17 protein-coding genes and 2 tRNA genes are annotated in these 16291 nt (G+C 46.3%); 14 read left to right on the forward strand and 5 right to left on the reverse strand.

The window, feature by feature from the left end:
• The first annotated feature begins 3 nt into the window (after positions 1 to 3).
• From FYJ84_RS02150 to FYJ84_RS02175, 6 genes are all read left to right on the forward strand, one after another.
• On the forward strand, positions 4 to 1149 hold the full coding sequence (locus tag FYJ84_RS02150) for an FkbM family methyltransferase (RefSeq protein WP_154405682.1): 1146 nt from the start codon (positions 4 to 6) through the stop codon (positions 1147 to 1149).
• Between the two features lie 11 nt (positions 1150 to 1160).
• The gene (locus FYJ84_RS02155; protein ID WP_154405684.1) at positions 1161 to 2591 is read left to right on the forward strand and encodes a glycosyltransferase family 9 protein; all 1431 of its coding nucleotides are present in this window, start codon (positions 1161 to 1163) and stop codon (positions 2589 to 2591) included.
• 11 nt (positions 2592 to 2602) lie between these two features.
• Positions 2603 to 3751 (forward strand): glycosyltransferase family 2 protein, encoded by a 1149-nt coding sequence (locus FYJ84_RS02160; RefSeq protein WP_154405686.1) that lies wholly within the window; start codon positions 2603 to 2605, stop codon positions 3749 to 3751.
• Positions 3752 to 3809: 58 nt separating this feature from the next.
• A complete protein-coding gene (locus tag FYJ84_RS02165) occupies positions 3810 to 4514 on the forward strand; it encodes an IspD/TarI family cytidylyltransferase (RefSeq protein ID WP_154405688.1) in 705 nt (234 codons plus the stop codon).
• Positions 4511 to 5536, forward strand: a complete 1026-nt coding sequence (locus FYJ84_RS02170; protein ID WP_154405690.1) for a galactitol-1-phosphate 5-dehydrogenase — start codon at positions 4511 to 4513, stop codon at positions 5534 to 5536. Before FYJ84_RS02165 ends, FYJ84_RS02170 begins: the two co-directional genes overlap by 4 nt.
• A 75-nt stretch (positions 5537 to 5611) precedes the next feature.
• On the forward strand, positions 5612 to 6277 hold the full coding sequence (locus tag FYJ84_RS02175; protein WP_154405692.1) for a ribulose-phosphate 3-epimerase: 666 nt from the start codon (positions 5612 to 5614) through the stop codon (positions 6275 to 6277).
• Positions 6278 to 6338: 61 nt separating this feature from the next.
• Here FYJ84_RS02175 and FYJ84_RS02180 read toward each other — a convergent pair.
• The 4 genes from FYJ84_RS02180 to FYJ84_RS02195 all read right to left on the reverse strand — a co-directional run bounded on the left by FYJ84_RS02180 (position 6339) and on the right by FYJ84_RS02195 (position 9023).
• A tRNA-Glu gene (locus FYJ84_RS02180) sits at positions 6339 to 6413 on the reverse strand.
• A gap of 60 nt (positions 6414 to 6473) precedes the next feature.
• Positions 6474 to 6547: transfer RNA gene (locus FYJ84_RS02185), tRNA-Gly, on the reverse strand.
• Between the two features lie 236 nt (positions 6548 to 6783).
• A complete protein-coding gene (locus FYJ84_RS02190; RefSeq protein WP_154405693.1) occupies positions 6784 to 8502 on the reverse strand; it encodes a carbon starvation CstA family protein in 1719 nt (572 codons plus the stop codon).
• Between the two features lie 14 nt (positions 8503 to 8516).
• The gene (locus tag FYJ84_RS02195; protein WP_154405695.1) at positions 8517 to 9023 is read right to left on the reverse strand and encodes a hypothetical protein; all 507 of its coding nucleotides are present in this window, start codon (positions 9021 to 9023) and stop codon (positions 8517 to 8519) included.
• A gap of 367 nt (positions 9024 to 9390) precedes the next feature.
• Here FYJ84_RS02195 and ilvB point away from each other — a divergent pair, with 367 nt between their 5' ends.
• The 3 genes from ilvB to rbr all read left to right on the forward strand — a co-directional run bounded on the left by ilvB (position 9391) and on the right by rbr (position 12222).
• Complete coding sequence (ilvB, locus tag FYJ84_RS02200) at positions 9391 to 11082, forward strand: biosynthetic-type acetolactate synthase large subunit (protein WP_205764068.1); 1692 nt, start codon at positions 9391 to 9393, stop codon at positions 11080 to 11082.
• The gene (gene ilvN / locus FYJ84_RS02205) at positions 11079 to 11579 is read left to right on the forward strand and encodes an acetolactate synthase small subunit (protein ID WP_154405699.1); all 501 of its coding nucleotides are present in this window, start codon (positions 11079 to 11081) and stop codon (positions 11577 to 11579) included. The genes ilvB and ilvN overlap by 4 nt, the downstream gene beginning before the upstream one ends.
• 100 nt (positions 11580 to 11679) lie before the next feature.
• A complete protein-coding gene (rbr, locus tag FYJ84_RS02210) occupies positions 11680 to 12222 on the forward strand; it encodes a rubrerythrin (protein ID WP_154405701.1) in 543 nt (180 codons plus the stop codon).
• A 256-nt stretch (positions 12223 to 12478) separates the two neighbouring features.
• Here rbr and FYJ84_RS02215 read toward each other — a convergent pair whose 3' ends face one another.
• The gene (locus FYJ84_RS02215) at positions 12479 to 12943 is read right to left on the reverse strand and encodes a nitrous oxide-stimulated promoter family protein (protein ID WP_154405703.1); all 465 of its coding nucleotides are present in this window, start codon (positions 12941 to 12943) and stop codon (positions 12479 to 12481) included.
• 180 nt (positions 12944 to 13123) lie between these two features.
• On the opposite strand from FYJ84_RS02215, the gene FYJ84_RS02220 reads away from it, so the two are divergent.
• The 5 genes from FYJ84_RS02220 (at position 13124) to FYJ84_RS02240 (ending at position 16255) form a co-directional block, all read left to right on the forward strand.
• Positions 13124 to 13378: a type II toxin-antitoxin system HicA family toxin gene (locus FYJ84_RS02220; protein WP_205764056.1), complete on the forward strand. Its 255-nt coding sequence runs from the start codon at positions 13124 to 13126 to the stop codon at positions 13376 to 13378.
• Complete coding sequence (locus FYJ84_RS02225; protein ID WP_205764057.1) at positions 13375 to 13740, forward strand: type II toxin-antitoxin system HicB family antitoxin; 366 nt, start codon at positions 13375 to 13377, stop codon at positions 13738 to 13740. The genes FYJ84_RS02220 and FYJ84_RS02225 overlap by 4 nt, the downstream gene beginning before the upstream one ends.
• 25 nt (positions 13741 to 13765) lie before the next feature.
• A complete protein-coding gene (locus FYJ84_RS02230; protein WP_154405707.1) occupies positions 13766 to 14491 on the forward strand; it encodes a DUF169 domain-containing protein in 726 nt (241 codons plus the stop codon).
• A gap of 231 nt (positions 14492 to 14722) precedes the next feature.
• A complete protein-coding gene (locus tag FYJ84_RS02235; RefSeq protein ID WP_235901311.1) occupies positions 14723 to 15157 on the forward strand; it encodes a carboxymuconolactone decarboxylase family protein in 435 nt (144 codons plus the stop codon).
• A 219-nt stretch (positions 15158 to 15376) separates the two neighbouring features.
• Positions 15377 to 16255 (forward strand): LysR family transcriptional regulator, encoded by an 879-nt coding sequence (locus FYJ84_RS02240; RefSeq protein ID WP_154405709.1) that lies wholly within the window; start codon positions 15377 to 15379, stop codon positions 16253 to 16255.
• The last annotated feature ends 36 nt before the right edge of the window (positions 16256 to 16291 follow it).

Raw genomic sequence — 16291 nt, forward strand, 5'->3', positions numbered from 1 at the left:
AAAGTGAATTATAGTTTAGCAGGTGTTTTTTTCCCACCGATTCAAAAAATTAATCAGGGTGAAAGTATTGTTATATATGGTTATGGCAATGTAGGGCGCCAGTATATTGCAACTTTATCCGGCATGAGGATTTGTCATATTTTATTTGCAGTGGATGCTAATTATGACAAAATCGAAAAAGGTTGGCTAGGTGTAGAAGTAAAGGCACCTAAAAGTATTTTATCTGAGCCAGAAGCGCGTATTTTATTGGCTATTGGGTCAAGGACTGTTGCGAGGCAGATTATGGGGATGTTAAAAGCGTGGGGTATTGCAGAGAACCGCATAATATATGAGTACCCTGAATTTTCGCCATTTCCAATGCCTGTTGCTGTTGAGAGAAAGGCATTGGATAATTATGCAGAAAGAGAAAGGTATTGTGATTACTTTAAGGAACTTCATAGTCTATTGATAACAAAGCAATGTGTAGATGGAGAGCTAGTGCGTGTCGGGGGCAGTAATGATGGTGGCTATGTTATGTCTGAAGCTGCTCTGAATGGTGGTATTGCATATAGCTTTGGAATAAATGATGATGTTGCCTGGGATAGTGATATGGTAAAACGTGGTTATGATATTTATATGTATGATCACACTATATCTGCTTTGCCGGAAGAATGTGCGCGGTTTCATTTTGATAGGAAAGGTATTTCGGCAGGCAGTATTTCTGTAGCTCCTTTATTTACCCTTGAAGATTTATTACGGGAAAATGGGCATAGAGGTATTCAGCACATGGTTTTGAAAATGGATGTGGAAGGGGCTGAATGGGGATTTTTGCATAGTACGTCGTCAGATGTTATGCAGCAGTTTGACCAGATTGTATTTGAATTGCATGGTTTGCTGAACTTAGACAAGCAAGAGGAGATATTGGCAGCATTGAGAAAAATAAATGCAACTCACCAGCTTGTGCATATTCATGCTAACAATTACGCTAATAGTGTTTCTTGGGGAGAATTAGTTGTGTCTGATGCTATTGAGGTTTCATATATACGCAGAGGGATATGTAGTTTTTTTGATTGGCATCCGATATATCCTTTAACATTGGATGCACCATGTTGGAAAGAGGTATCGGAATTGGTTTTGGGAAATTGGAATGGCATACAATGCGTGGAGTAGCGGAGGTTGTTATGGAGAGTCCGTATAGATATTTATTTCCGTTTGAACGAATACCTTATGGTGCAAAAATTGTGATTTATGGAGCAGGGCGGTTAGGTCAGGAATATTTACAGCAGTTGCATATTACTAAATATTGTCACGTTGTTGCCATGATAGATCGCAATGCGGAGAAATATCAGGGGACAGTGATTAATGTGTATAAACCGTGCTATTTGTGTGAATTAGAATTTGATTATGTTGTAGTTGCTTTGCGAGTGAGTATTGCGTTAAATGAAGTATTACGGGTTTTGCATGCAGAAGGTGTGTCAGAAGATCGGATTGTGTATGTTTTAGAAAGAGATGTACAAAATTTTAGTTTGTTTAGAGAACAATCTGTTTCGGGAATTTCGCCTAGAGATTTGTCATATGTACGGTTTGGAAAAAGTTGCTCACTTGCTGTAATGATGTTGGGTGGTTTGGGTGATTTAGTAGTACAAAAAAAGTTTGTTTTAGAAATTGTTAAAAAAATTCCTCAAATACATATTGATGTGTACTCTGTGGGAAAAATTTCTTTTTTAAGAGAGTTATATTTTGATTGTCAGGTTGTTGAAAATATTATTGATGACTTGGGATTTCGTTATAAGCAGGAATGGAATAATTATGCAGCATGTATGACGATAAACGGCACTAGCTTCATAAGTGTCGACTATTTGGATGAGAGGAAATTATGTGGTGAGTTGAATACGCTACAGGATTTAATGTATCAATTGAGGCAGTATGCTCAAGCAGAGGCACTATCTCTTACAATACCAGCTGTAGTTTCTTTTTTACGAAGTATGAAGCGTGGGCTGAATTGCTATACAGTGTTTTCATGTGGCGGATTGTTTGATATAAAAGATAAGGTTGTGAATGTTCCGTTACAGCACGTTTATAAAGAACAATTTAAGAATTTGGACTTGAATCGTTATGTTACAGTTAATATTGGCAATGGTGATTGTGCAGATACCAAAAAAGTTTCTAAAACATGGCCAACTAACTGTTATGAACGGTTATTGGTACTGTTTAAGACACAGTATCCTGATATTGATATAATACAACTGGGAGATGCATCTGCAAGGCCATTGGATAATGCTGATTTGCATATTTTAGGGCAGCCTCTTGGGTTGGTGGAGCATATTTTGGCAAATGCTATTTTGCATGTGGATATTGAGGGGGGCTTGGTTCATCTGGCAACTCAGTTAGGTACGAAGTGCGCAGTGCTTTTTGGTCCTACACCGATGGAGTACTATGGTTATGAGCAGAATATAAATATTTCTGCTGGTAATTGTCATGGTTGTTATGGTTGCTATGTGGATGTAAATCGTTGTGCCAGAGGTTTGGTAGAGCCTGAATGTATGCTGGCTATCACGCCGGAGCTTGTAATGAGTAAGATTGCAGGCTATATGAGTTCTTTGTGTGAGTAAAGGAGCATTTGATGTATAAGGTTGCAGTTATTGTGCCGGTTTATAATATGAGCCCATATATAGAACGTTGTATATCCTCTGTGTTGCAACAGACATATCGTAATTTTTGTCTTATCATTATCGACGATGGTTCCACCGATGATTCCCTACAGAAATGCCTGCGTTTGACTGTTGGTGACAAGCGCGTTCAAGTTGTTCATCAAGACAATGCCGGACTGGGGCCATCTCGTAATCGTGGCATAATGCTGGCTGATACGGAGTATGTTACGTTTTTGGATGCAGATGATTGGTGGAGTGATGATTATCTGGAAAATATGATGCGTGGAACCGAAGAGGGCAGAAATGATATTGTATTATGTGATATGGATTTTGCTACGGTGGATGCTGGTGGAGGATTTACGCATAAGACTTCACGTTTGAGATTTGTACCAGGAAGGTTGGATATAGCAAGGGAAAAAAATTTATTAAATAAAGCTAGAACTTTCATGTGTGGCAAATTATATCGACGGTCGCTCTTCATTGATTATGGGATAGAGATTCCAGCCAAGGCCTATGAGGATGTAGCAACTACTCCGTATTTAATGTCGAAGGCAAAAGGCATTTTTTATGTAGATAAGCCATTGTACCATTATTTTCGCAATAGGCAGGGAAGTATTGTAAATAATTTTTCCAAGCTGGCAGATCTTATAGACGCTTTAAAAATGTTGAGGAATAGTTTTTTTGCGGACAATAGTTACGCTGAATATTTACCTCAGCTGAGATATTTGTTTTGGTGCCAGCTTTGTTTTATTTATCGCGTGTTAAATGGGAAGTTCTCTGCTGGGGATTTGGATGCGCGCAGGACTGTGTGCAATAGAGCTGAAAAGGCAGTACTGGAAGCTTTCCCGGAATTGCAGGCATTGTTTGCTATTAGGCTGGACTGTCAGGATAGTATGCTCAAGCAGGCCTATCGCTTAATAGCCTTGCCTCAGGATAATTACTTAGATGATGGGCAGATCATTATTTACACTTTATGTTTTAAAGATGATGACAATGTTGCCGATAATGTAATTACGATAGCTAAACCATCAAATGATGAAGTCGTGGATGAGGAATCGTTCCTTTGGAATTTGGCAGATGAAATTTTCTTTGCGATAATGGCTAAGATTATTGGTGATTGATATAATGTAGTTTTTGTTTATGACAACAATTATTTAGGATGCAAGGGTAGTGTAAAAAGTGAATTATGTAGTTTTATTGGCTGGCGGTTCGGGTTCCCGTATGAGGCAGGATATCCCGAAGCAATTTATTCATGTGGAAAATAAGCCGGTGATTGTATATACCTTGGAGGTTTTGCAGGCACATGCTGAGATTGATGGTATTGTTTGCGTATGTGTAGATGGTTGGGAAAAAATATTGGCAGGCTATGCAAAGCAGTTCAGTATTGATAAGCTGCAGAGCATAGTAGCTGGCGGCAGTACAAGATTTGCTTCCACCAGAGTAGGGATGAAGGCTTTGGGGACGGTGGGGGATGAGGATGTTATCATCGTGCACGATGCGGTGCGCCCTCTGGTGACGGCGGAGTGCCTGTCGGATGTGATTGCGGTTTGCCGCAGGAATGGCAACTCCATGTCAGTGCTGGATTGCTTCGATACCATGTACAGCCGCAGTGGTGAGGATTATACGGCACAGGTGGTAGAACGGAGCAGGTTGGTGCGTGGGCAAACGCCGGAGGCTGTGACAGGCAGGCGGATGCAGGATATGTATCGTCTGGCAGATGAACGAGGGGTGGAGCTGGATTCTATTTCTGCTATGCAGAATGAACTTGGTTGGCCTATTTATTTTGCTAAAGGCTCGGAGCGCAATATAAAATTGACCAGAGTAGAGGATATAGAACTATTTAAGGCACTGTTGCTGACGAAAAAGGATGCGTGGTTGAAATGAAGGCATTAAATTTGTATGGTGTAGGGGATTTGCGGTTTGAGGATGTGCCTCTGCCTGAGCGCAAGCGGGGAGAGGTAATGTTGCGTGTGCGTGCTGTGGGCATTTGCGGCAGTGATATACCTCGTGTTTTTGATAAGGGAACGTACCACTTTCCGACCATTATTGGGCATGAATTTGCCGGGGAAATAGTGGAGGCAGATAATCAGTCCTTGGTAGGCAAAGGGGCATCGGTTTTTCCGTTATTGCCCTGTGGCAAATGCCTTGCTTGTCAGACCGGCCATTATGCTCAGTGCAAGGCTTATAGCTATTATGGCTCACGACAGGACGGGGCAATGGCGGAATATTTGGCTGTTAAGGAAGCTAATCTTTGCCTACTGCCGGATGGTGTAAGCTATGAAGCTGCGGCTATGAATGAACCGGCAGCGGTGGCGCTGCATGCCTTTAGGAAAAGCCGTGCTGCGCTGGGGGATACGATGGTTATTTATGGCATTGGAGCTATTGCTTTTTTGCTGGCCTGGTGGGCAAAGGCTGCCGGGGTAAGCAACATCATCCTGGCTGGCCGCTCGCAGGCCAAGGTGCAGATGGCAGAGCAGCTTGGCTTTGCGGCAGTCAATGTGCGTGAGGTCGATTTAGGCGAATATGTACGGGGGCTTACTGGCGGAGAAGGTGCCGACGTATGCATTGAGGGCACAGGCTGCAGTGATGGTGCAGAAGCCTGCCTGGATGTGGCAAAGAGATTTGGCAATGTGGTTCTCATGGGCAATCCGGCAGGAAATATCAATATTTCTCAGAATGGATATTGGCAGATTTTGCGCAAGGAATTGCAGTTGATTGGCACCTGGAATAGCAGCTTTAGCAGGCAGGAAAATGACTGGCAGCAGTCCTTGCAGGCGATGCAGTCAGGTATTTTGCAGCCGGAAAAGCTGATTACCCATAGATTCAGCCTGAGTGAGTATAAAAAAGCCTTTGACCTGATGCATGAAAAGCAGGAGCCTTACTTAAAGGTGATGTTTGTTTTGTAATTTTTTGTGAAGATATTTGTATATTTGCAATGGTAGTTTTTGACAATGTAGATTTTGCTAGCGGAGGGGTTGGATATGTCAATCAAATATTGTGCTTCCATGATGTGCGCGGATTATCGCAATTTGGAGAAGGAAGTGCATGAACTGGAAAATGCAGGTATAGATTCATTTCATATTGATATAATGGATGGCCGGTTTGTGCCGAATTTTGCTATGTCCTTGAATGATTTGTATTGTATCGGCACTTTGACCAGGAAGCCTATGGATGTGCATCTGATGGTGGAACATCCCAACAATAGTGTGGAAATCTTTTTGCGGTGCATGCGCCCGGGGGATACGGTGTATATTCACCCGGAAGCAGAGTATCATCCGTCTACAACCTTGCAAAAAGTAATAGATGCAGGTATGGTGCCGGGGCTGGCTATTAATCCTGGTACCAGTGTGGAAACTGTATATGAGATGCTGAGGATTGTGAAACGTGTTCTAGTAATGTCGGTTAATCCGGGCAAGGCGGGGCAGATGTATTTGCCTTATATCGGTGAGAAGCTGGAGCGTTTGCTGTCTTTGCGTGATAAGATGGGATTTGAGGTTTATTGGGATGGAGCCTGCGGTGCGGATAAGATACGGAAATTCGGCCCGATGGGGGTAGATGGATTTATATTGGGTACAACATTGCTTTTTACTCAGAATCGTCCTTATGCGGATATTATGGATGAGATCAGGCGCATGGGAAAAGGATGATAACTATGTAAATATTGCACAGCAAAAAAGCCCGAAGCTTTCGCTTCGGGCTGTTATTAGCTGGTGACGCGTAAGGGATTCGAACCCTTGAAGCCGCCGTGAGAGGGCGGAGTCTTAACCACTTGACCAACGCGCCAGTAACGTAAACTATTATACATCAAACCTTGCAATAATGCAAGCTATTTTTGAAAAAATATGGAGCGGGCGAGGGGAATCGAACCCCCCTCTAAAGCTTGGGAAGCTTGCATTCTACCAATGAACTACGCCCGCATTTCAGCAACATTTATATTCTAGCATGTTTGAAGAAAGTTTTCAAGCAAAAGCTATAAAAATTTCCCATCAGTGGTAAAATTTTTCCATCATGGCAATAAACTATCCTTATAGAAATCATTTAATGGAAGCCAGAAAAATTCAAAGGCAATAAAAAATTGCGGTTTAGCCCATCAGGTGCTTAAACCGCAATTTTTATATCAGCATATCATCATATCGCTATAATGCGCCGGAAATTATGCTGTAACCTTCTTTGGCTTTCTCAAAGTAGAAATACCTTCGATAACCAAAATTACTGCCAGGATGGTCAGCAGGCCGCCGATGATAACCTGTGCATAAGGACCCCAGTCAGCACCACCGGCAGCGATGACATTCAGCTGGTTCTTGACAATAATCAGCAGGGAGCTGATGGTAACCACAGTCATAAATGCCATTGGCAGCAGGAACATCTTGTTGTTCTTGCCTGCGTTGCCCAGCCAGGTGCAGATGGCCAGGAGGCCCAGGCCTGCCAGCAGCTGGTTGGCGGCACCGAAGATGCCCCAGATTTTCTGGAAGCCGTTCATGCCCAGGGCGATGCCCAGCACAACGGTAATCAGGGTAGCCACATAAGGATTTACCAGGATTTTCTTCCAGCCGTCCTTGATGTCATCCACGGTCTGGCCAGGCTCCAGCCACAGCTCCTGGAACATGAAGCGGCCCACGCGGGTTGCGGTATCCAGGGAGGTGAGGCAGAAAGCGGAATAGGTCAGCACCAGCAGGGTGTAGAGGATGTGCTCAATGCCACCCAGCCCCGGAATGGTGGCAGCCATAGAGGCGATACCGCCGGCAAAAATATCAGTTACGCCCTTGGTATGGCCTGTCTCACGGGCATAAGCAATGGCGCAGATGGTCAGGATTGCCAGCACGCACTCCAGCAGCATGGAGCCGTAGGCGATAGGGCGGGCATCGGATTCCTTATCCAGCTGCTTGGAGGTGGTGCCGGAGGAAACCAGGGAATGGAAACCGGAGATGGCACCGCAGGCAACAGTGGTAAAGAGGATAGGGAACAGGTACTGCATGCCGTTTTTGGTCTCTACCGCAAAGCCGGTGAAGGCCGGGAACAGCTCAGGGTTGATGTCCGGGTGTGCGCCCACTACGCCGATAAAGGCAATAAACAGCATAGCGTAAAGCAGGAAGGAGCTGAGATAATCCCGGGGCTGCAGCAAAATCCATACCGGCGTTACGGAAGCGATGGCGATATATAAGCCCACCACATACATCCAGGTCTGGGTAGACAGGTAAATAGGATGCCAGTTCATGCCCACAGCCAGGCAGAAGATGATGGCTGCGATGCCGAAGACAGTGGTAACAGCCATCGAGGTGTGCCGCTGATAGACAAAAAAGCCAAAAACAACTGCCACGGCAATAAACAGCAGGGACACCATAGCCACGGAGGCCTGGGTGGAGCTGGCAGCCACATCCACCACGCCGTCCTTGACAACGGCGCCGAAGGTGCTGGCCACGATGGCGCCAAAGGCGGCCACTACCAGAATAATGGTCAGGTAAGTAAATACGGTAAATAATACCTTGGCACGGCGGCTCATGTTTACATCAATAATCTCGCCGATGGACTGTCCCTTGTGGCGGATGGAAGCAACCAGTGCGCCAAAGTCATGGACGCCGCCGAAGAAGATGCCGCCGATCAATACCCACAGGGCAACAGGAACCCAGCCGAAAATAGAAGCGGCAATCGGGCCGGTAATAGGGCCTGCACCGGCGATGGAGGAAAAATGATGCCCCATCAGCACAGGTGCCTTGGCAGGAACGTAGTCCATGCCATCGGTCATGGTGTGTGCAGGGGTTGGCGTACTGTTGGTTTCGTCAACGCCCCACTGTTTGCAGAGCCAGCGGCCATAAAAGGTATAACCGCAGGCAAGAATTGCTGTACATATCAATAAAAGTACCAGCGTATTCATGTAGGATACCCCCTTCAAGAAAATAATATTCTTTTCAGATTTTTCTCCATACATCTGCCGGCCTTGTTGGTGGCAACGGCCTGTTCAGCTGCCTGGCAGACAGCCAGCCGCACATCCATCCAGCCATGAAAGGAAAAAAGAAAGGTCTTGTGCACACTGCATTTTTGCAGCATCCTGAGAGCCTCAGGCTCGCAGGAGTCGCAGACAAACACGGGCGTTATGTAGGTGTACATGTGCCCGGAGCCGATATGCGCCAGCTTCATGCCCGTCTCACGGGCCTCAGCCAGATGTTTTTCAAAAAGCTCCCTGGTCAGCACAGGCATCTCGTACAGGAAAATAAATTCCTCGCCCTTGGCAGTCCACAGGTTGACCTTGCGGGAAACAACGTATTTTTCGGCAGCCTCATAATACTCGCAAAGAGCCTTCAGAGGCAGCTTCGCATCATCATAAATCGTAATGTTATAATACCTTTGGTAGCTATCTAAAAGACGGCTTGTTATTTCTTCGCGGCTACAAGACATACTGAAAAAACGTCCCTCCTCATCTGAAAGTTTTTTGATTATAACACACTTATTAAAAAGTGTAAAGGGAATAAGAGAAGAAAAACAAGGTGTCTTTCAAAAAATGCTTTTCGTTTTTTGCCAGTGGATAATATTCGGCTAATAATATTTGCGTACATATTCAGAGCACAAAAATGGAGAAAAAATAATACACACTCTTAATAACAGGCAAGAAAATTGTTAATATGTCATCTGTCTGTTGAAATGTTCTGCCCAATTGGGTATAATGTAGAGACTATGTGTTAGCGATTTCCATAGAATATACAAAGAATAAGCGTAGAATAAGATTACGTTGAAATTTCTTATAGGGGGAGGAATTTCCTTGCTGATGAATGGAGCGCAGGCTGTACTAGAGAGCCTGAAACGAGAAAATGTCGAGGTAATATTTGGTTATCCGGGTGGTGCGGTGCTGGACTTGTATGATGCACTTTACAAGACAAAGTATCCCCACATCCTGACACGCCATGAGCAGGGTGCTGTCCATGCAGCTGACGGCTATGCCAGGGCCACCGGCAAGGTTGGTGTCTGCTTTGCCACATCAGGGCCGGGAGCTACCAACTTGATTACTGGCATCGCCACCGCCAACATGGATTCTATTCCGCTGGTCTGCTTTACCGGTCAGGTGACCAATCCCCTGATTGGCAAGGATTCCTTTCAGGAGGCGGATATTGTGGGCATCACCACGCCTATCACCAAGCACAACTACCTGGTGAAGAAGGCGGCGGACCTGCCAAGGGTAATCAGGGAAGCGTTTTTCATTGCCTCTACCGGCCGTCCGGGGCCTGTGGTGATTGATATTGCCAAGGATGTATTTACCACGGAAATTGATTATGAATACCCTGAAAAAGTGCATTTGCCGGGCTATAGCGGTGATTTTACCGGGGATGAGAGCCAGCTGGCAGATGTGATGGAGGTGCTGGGGGAGGCAAAGAAGCCGCTGTTCTTCATCGGTGGCGGGCTTACCCTTGCCAATCAGGCTGCATTGTTCCGGGAGATTGTTGATAAAACCCATATCCCTGTGGTCAGCTCCCTAATGGGGCTGGGCTGCATCCCTTCTGCCCAAGAGGGCTTTTTGGGCATGGTGGGCATGCACGGCTCCTATGCTGCCAATATGGCGGTGCAGGAGTGTGACCTGCTGATTGGCATCGGCGTGCGCTTTGATGACCGGGTTATCGGCAAGGTGGCCGCCTTTGCGCCAGAGGCAAGGATTGTGCATTTTGAGGTGGACAAGGCGGAAATCAACAAGAATGTAGTAGCTGATTTCCCTGTGGTTGGCGATTTGTGCTGGTCACTGCCGATTTTTGCCCGTCTCCTGCAGGAGTCTGCGGTGGATTACAAAGGCAGTTATGATGCATGGCGGAGCCATGTCATTGAGATGAACAGCAAGTATCCATTTGCGTACAAGACCAATGACAGCTATATCATGCCACAGGAGCTGATTGAGAAGGTCAGCCAGCTGGTGGATGATGATACCGTGATTGTTACCGATGTAGGGCAGCATCAGATGTGGGCGGCCCAGTTCTTCAACAGCCGCAAGCCGCGCCAGTTCCTGACCTCCGGCGGCCTGGGCACTATGGGGTACGGATTGCCGGCTGCCCTGGGGGCAAAGCTGGGGCAGCCTGACAAGCAGGTGGTGCTCTTTACCGGCGACGGCAGCATCATGATGAACTGCCAGGAGATGTCCACTGCTGCTGACAACAATATCGATGTGAAGGTTGTCCTCCTGCACAACCGGGTGCTGGGCATGGTAACTCAGTGGCAGCGCATGTTCTACGGCAAGCGTTATTCCCAGACATTGCTGGGTGGCAAGACTGATTTCGTGAAGCTGGCAGAGGCTATGGGCATGGCTGCCTGCCGGATTGAGAAGCCGGAGGATTTGGAGCCGATGCTGAAGGAAGCACTGGCTGCCGAAGGGCCGATGCTGATTGATGTGATGCTGCCGGGCAACGAGGATGTGCTGCCGATGGTAGCACCGGGAGCCTGCCTCAGTGATATGGTTTTGGGAGGGGACAAGGAATGAAAAAGTATATTTTAGCTGTGCTGGTAGACAACAAGCCGGGCGTTCTCACCCATGTTTCCGGCCTTATCAGCCGTCGTGCCTTCAATATTGAAAGCATTTCTGCCGGTTATACGGAGGAACGTGATGTTACCCGCATCAACATCGAGGTGTCCGTAGAGGACGATAGGGAGCTGGAGCAGGTGGTACATCAGCTGGGCAAGCTGATTGATGTTATCAAGATTGTCAACCTGGGGCAGGTGGATTCCATCGTCCGGGAGCTGGTGCTGCTGAAGGTAAAGGCTCAGAAGGAAACTTTGGGAGATATTCGCAATATCGTGGATATTTTCCGGGGCAAGATTGTGGATGTAAGCCCTGAGAACGTGGTGATTGAGCTCACCGGCTCCCGCAGCAAGATTGAGGCAATCTGCGAGATGCTGGCTGAGTTCCAGATTATCGAGATTGCCAGAACCGGTGCCATTGCCCTTTCCCGTGGCCCTGTGCCTGTGAAAAATATGTAAGAATGTGGTTGACATTTTTGCCATAAATGATATACTGTTAGTAACGGATAATTATTATCCATTAAATAGAGTGTGTATTTATTAATAGGAGGTATCTGTTATGGATTTAAAGGGTTCAAAGACTTTGGAAAACTTGAAGGCTGCTTTTGCTGGTGAGTCCCAGGCTCATACCAAGTATCAGTATTTCGCTTCCCAGGCAAAGAAGGACGGCTATGTGCAGATTCAGAACATCTTCCTGGAGACTTCCAAGAATGAGAAGGAGCATGCCAAGATCTGGTACAAGCTCATCAATGACGGCGTAGGCAAGACTGCTGACAACCTGAAGGATGCTGCTGCCGGTGAGAATGATGAGTGGACCTCCATGTATCCTGAGTTTGCCAAGGTTGCCCGTGAGGAAGGCTTTGACAAGATTGCCCAGCTGTTTGATGCTGTTGGCGCTATCGAGAAGGAGCATGAGGAGCGTTACAAGCTGCTGCTGCTCAACGTGGAGCAGGATAAGGTATTCAAGGCTAACGAGAAGGTTATCTGGCAGTGCTCCAACTGTGGCTATGTGTGCACCGGCGAGGCTGCTCCTGAGGAGTGCCCTGTATGCGCTCATCCGCAGGCCCATTTCGTAGTCTTGGACGAGACTTACAAGCGTTAAGATAAATTGCTTGCAAGGGTGGCTGCACGGAGTTGGGCAGTCATCCCGGCCATAGGGTTGCATAGAAAATCCTCTGTTTTTCTGCGGAAAAATAGAGGATTTTTTCTATGCAAATCGTAAAAATGAAAATTGCGTAGAATAAAGCAGCCGGTCCGGGGCATGGAGATATGCCCTGAACCGGCTGCTTGCTTTTTGTTTATTTATTCGCTTATATGTTTGCTCACTTATTGGCTGCCTTCTTATGGATGGAAGGCAATTATTTTTCCTTCTTGCCTTCCTCTTTTGCCTTGGCTTTTGCTTCGGCATTCTTTTTCTTGGCAGCTGCCTTTTCAGCCTGGCGTTTTTCCTGCTCCCGCTTGGCGTAGTCTACGCTGAGGCTGGCCATCTTGTGCTTCATGGTCATCATAGGGTGCTTCAGGAACATGCCCTTGCTGGAGGAGGTCATAATCTTCATGAACTCGGTGTTCTGCGCCTTGCCAAAGCACTGTCGCTCGCAACGGTCACAGATTGGCTTGGTGATGCCATACGGGCAGCGGTTGATTTTGGTCATAACGGTGGCAAGAAGCGCGGTACACTTCGGGCAGAGCTTCTCGCCCTTGGTGCTGTGATGTTTGTTGCAGTATACACCGAAAGTTTTCTTGATGTTGGCCTTTTCCTGCGGAATGGTGTTCTTCACCTCAGGCTGTTTTTTCTTTGGTAAAAATCTGTCAAAAATACCCATAAATAAATGCTCCTTTATAAATCAGCGATATGCTGTGTTGTTCTGTATATAAATTGTACTTTGAAATCAACAGAATTGCAAGCAATATATTTTCTAATCTGATTCTATCTAAAATGCAACTATAAATAGTTGCTATTTTATAGCCGTTGGTGTAAAATGTGTGATACAGGGGGTGACGGTGTGGGGAAAAATGAAAAGCTCATAGAACGTGTGAAAGGCTTGCCGAAAGATTTGACATTTGATGAAGTTGTACGCTTATTGAGTGGCTTTGGCTATATACAGAAAGATAAGGGAAAAACCAGTGGTTCCAGGGTTATTTTTGTACACGAAAAACGTCCGCCAATTTTGTTGCACAAACCACATCCGCGCAAGGAACTGCTTGTATATCAGGTCAGGCAGCTGGTGGATTTTTTGCAGGGGGAGGGATTAATTTGAACAATACTATGAAATATAAGGATTACGTTGGCAGTGTGGAATTTTCAGAGGAAGATGGTATTTTCTTTGGTAAGGTAATGGGGATCAGGGCATTGATTTCTTATGAGGGAGAAGATGCTGTTTCCTTGCTTAGTTCCTTCCATCAGGCTATTGATGAATACTTGGCATGGTGCGAGGAAAGTGGCAGGTTGCCAGAGCGGGCATACAAAGGTAGCTTTAATGTCCGCATAGGGCAGGATTTGCACAGGAAGATAGCCATGTATGCTGTCGAAAAAGAAATATCTTTAAACGGCTTGGTGGAAACGGCTTTGCAGGAGTATGTGGTGCGTGAAGAACAGAAGCAATATTCCTGTAGCCGGTAATGTATTTTGAGAGGGGGATTTTTTTATGGAGAGTAAGCTGGCAAAGGCACTGAGGCTGAAAAATCATCCGGTGGCGGTATATCGCTCAGATGCGCTGCCGGAGGGGGCAATGCAGTTCCGCGAAGGGGTATGGGGCTGCGTGATTGCCATGCTGAACACTGTGGCCAAGAAGGGGCGCACTGCAGCTTTCTGCCGCGAGCGGGTGGAATGTATCGGTGGCAAGGCAGGCCTGGGGCTGGAGCCTTATCCCCATGGCTTTATTGAAAAGTTTATTTCAACAGGCGAGGGGATACCGCGTCCGGGAGAGTGGTACAAGCAGAGCCCGGAGCTGGCTCTGGAATTTATGGATAATATTCCTAAGGTGCCGCAGAAAAAATATGTGGTCTTCCGCCCGCTGGATGAGGTAGGGGATGGGGATGAGCAGCCGGAGCTGGTGGTGTTTTTGGTAAATCCTGACAGGCTGTCAGCATTGGCAGGGCTTGCCAACTACGATACGCCCAATCAGGATAATGTCAAGCTGCTTTTTGGCGCAGGCTGCACTCAGAGCGTGCTTTACGGCCTGGATGCCCATGAGCAGGGACAGCGTACCTGCTATATAGGCCTTACGGATTTGTCTGCCCGCAAGGTCATTGACAAGGATATTCTCTCCTTCAGCATACCATATCAGCGGTATCTGGAAATGGAAGCCAACGTAGATGAGTGCTTCTTCAAGACGGAAACCTGGGAATATATTGCCAAGCGTCTGGATTGACAGCGTAAAATTTCAATAGCAAAAGAAAATCTCTGCTAACTTCGTGGTATGGAGTCAGCAGGGATTTTTTTGCTTGCGGAGCAATGTTATCGCAAAGCTATATTACCCCGCTATATTGCTGCAAAATGAATATGCCTTTGAAGCATAATTGAATATTTGATATAGGTATTGGATAAGAATTTTTTTGCGGTGTAAAATAAAACTACATTCGCTATATAGGAGGTGCCAGGAATGAAGTGGAGAAAGCTTTTGCCGCTATTATTGGCAATGTCTTTGACGGTTGGCAGCAATTGTGCCTGGGCGGCAGGTATGGAAAGGAATGATGATGATATGAAAAATGAGAGGGTTGTACAGATGGCAGGCAGGAATGCTTTGGGCGAATTTGCGCCGGAGTTTGCTCATTATAATGATGATGTGTTGTTCGGTGAAAATTGGAATAATGGGGATATTGATTTAAAGACCAGAAGTATGATTACGGTGGTAGCATTGATGGCCTCCGGCATAACGGATTCCTCCCTGAAATATCATCTGGAAAATGCCAAGCAGCATGGCGTTACCCAAAAGGAAATTGCGGCGGTGATTACCCATGTGGCCTTTTATGCTGGCTGGCCAAAGGCATGGGCAGTGTTTAATCTGGCCAAGGAGGTATGGGCACTGGATGAATAATCTGGTATTCTTTATGCTTCTGATGCTATGTATGGCATTTCATTATATGCCTGTGGTAAGGTGTCTGTAGGAGGAGTTGAAAATGCTGAGAACATTGCTATTAATCGGTATAGGGAAAGATTTTGCTGCTCACTTGAATATATAGTTGATTTTGAGGAAATTTTCGCATAATATAGGTAGCTAAGAAGCTTATTTGATGCAAGGAAAGAAGGGGATGGCTTGGATATACGGGTATTGCGGTATTTTCTGGCGGTGGCAAGGGAGGAGAGTATTTCCAGGGCGGCAGATGTCCTGCATATTACCCAGCCTACCTTGTCCCGGCAGATGATGCTGCTGGAGGATGAGCTGGGGGTGCAGCTTTTCAACAGGACAAATAAGATTACGCTGACGGAGGCAGGGGTGCATCTGAAGCTGAGGGCGATGGAGATTGACAGCCTCATGGATATGCTGGAGCGGGATTTTTCAGCCCGGTCGGATGTTATGGGGCAGCTTTCTATTGGCAGCGGCATATATAGTGCTTCCAATGAGGTATTCAGCTCGTTGCAGGATTTTTCCCGTCAGTTTCCAAAGGTGACTTATGAAATTCATACGGCTACGGCTGACAAGCTGAAAGAGATGCTGGATAAGGGGCTTTTGGATTTTGCCATTATGATGGAGCCGATTGATGTGAGCAGGTATGAGTATTTTCGTCTGCGCACCAAGGATAAATGGGGCTTGCTGCTTTCAGCCGGGCATCCCCTGGCAGGAAAAGAGAGTATTTCCGTGCAGGATTTGAATGGCACAGAGCTTTTGGTTACGGGCAGAAAGGCTATTTTCAATGAAATCAGCAGCCTGCTAGGGGAGCAGGCCAGGATGAATATCCGTGGTTATGTGAATTTGGTAGATAATGCCCTGCCTTTGGTGGAAAATAGCGATTGGGGCTGCCTGACCACTGATGGAGCGGCAAGCTACCTGAATCCTGAAATGGTTGTTTTTCGTCCTTTTGTGCCGGAAATAACTACCAATACGGTGCTGGCATGGCGGAAGTACGGCATGTCCTTTGGTGTGGCAAGTGCCTTTTTGACTTATATCAAGCAGGCAAAGCTGCGGCAGGAATAGTCCTGTGTGCAATTCCAAAAAGAAGATGGATAAAAT

Source organism: Anaerovibrio slackiae, assembly GCF_009695585.1.
GTDB classification, from domain to species: domain Bacteria; phylum Bacillota; class Negativicutes; order Selenomonadales; family Selenomonadaceae; genus Anaerovibrio; species Anaerovibrio slackiae.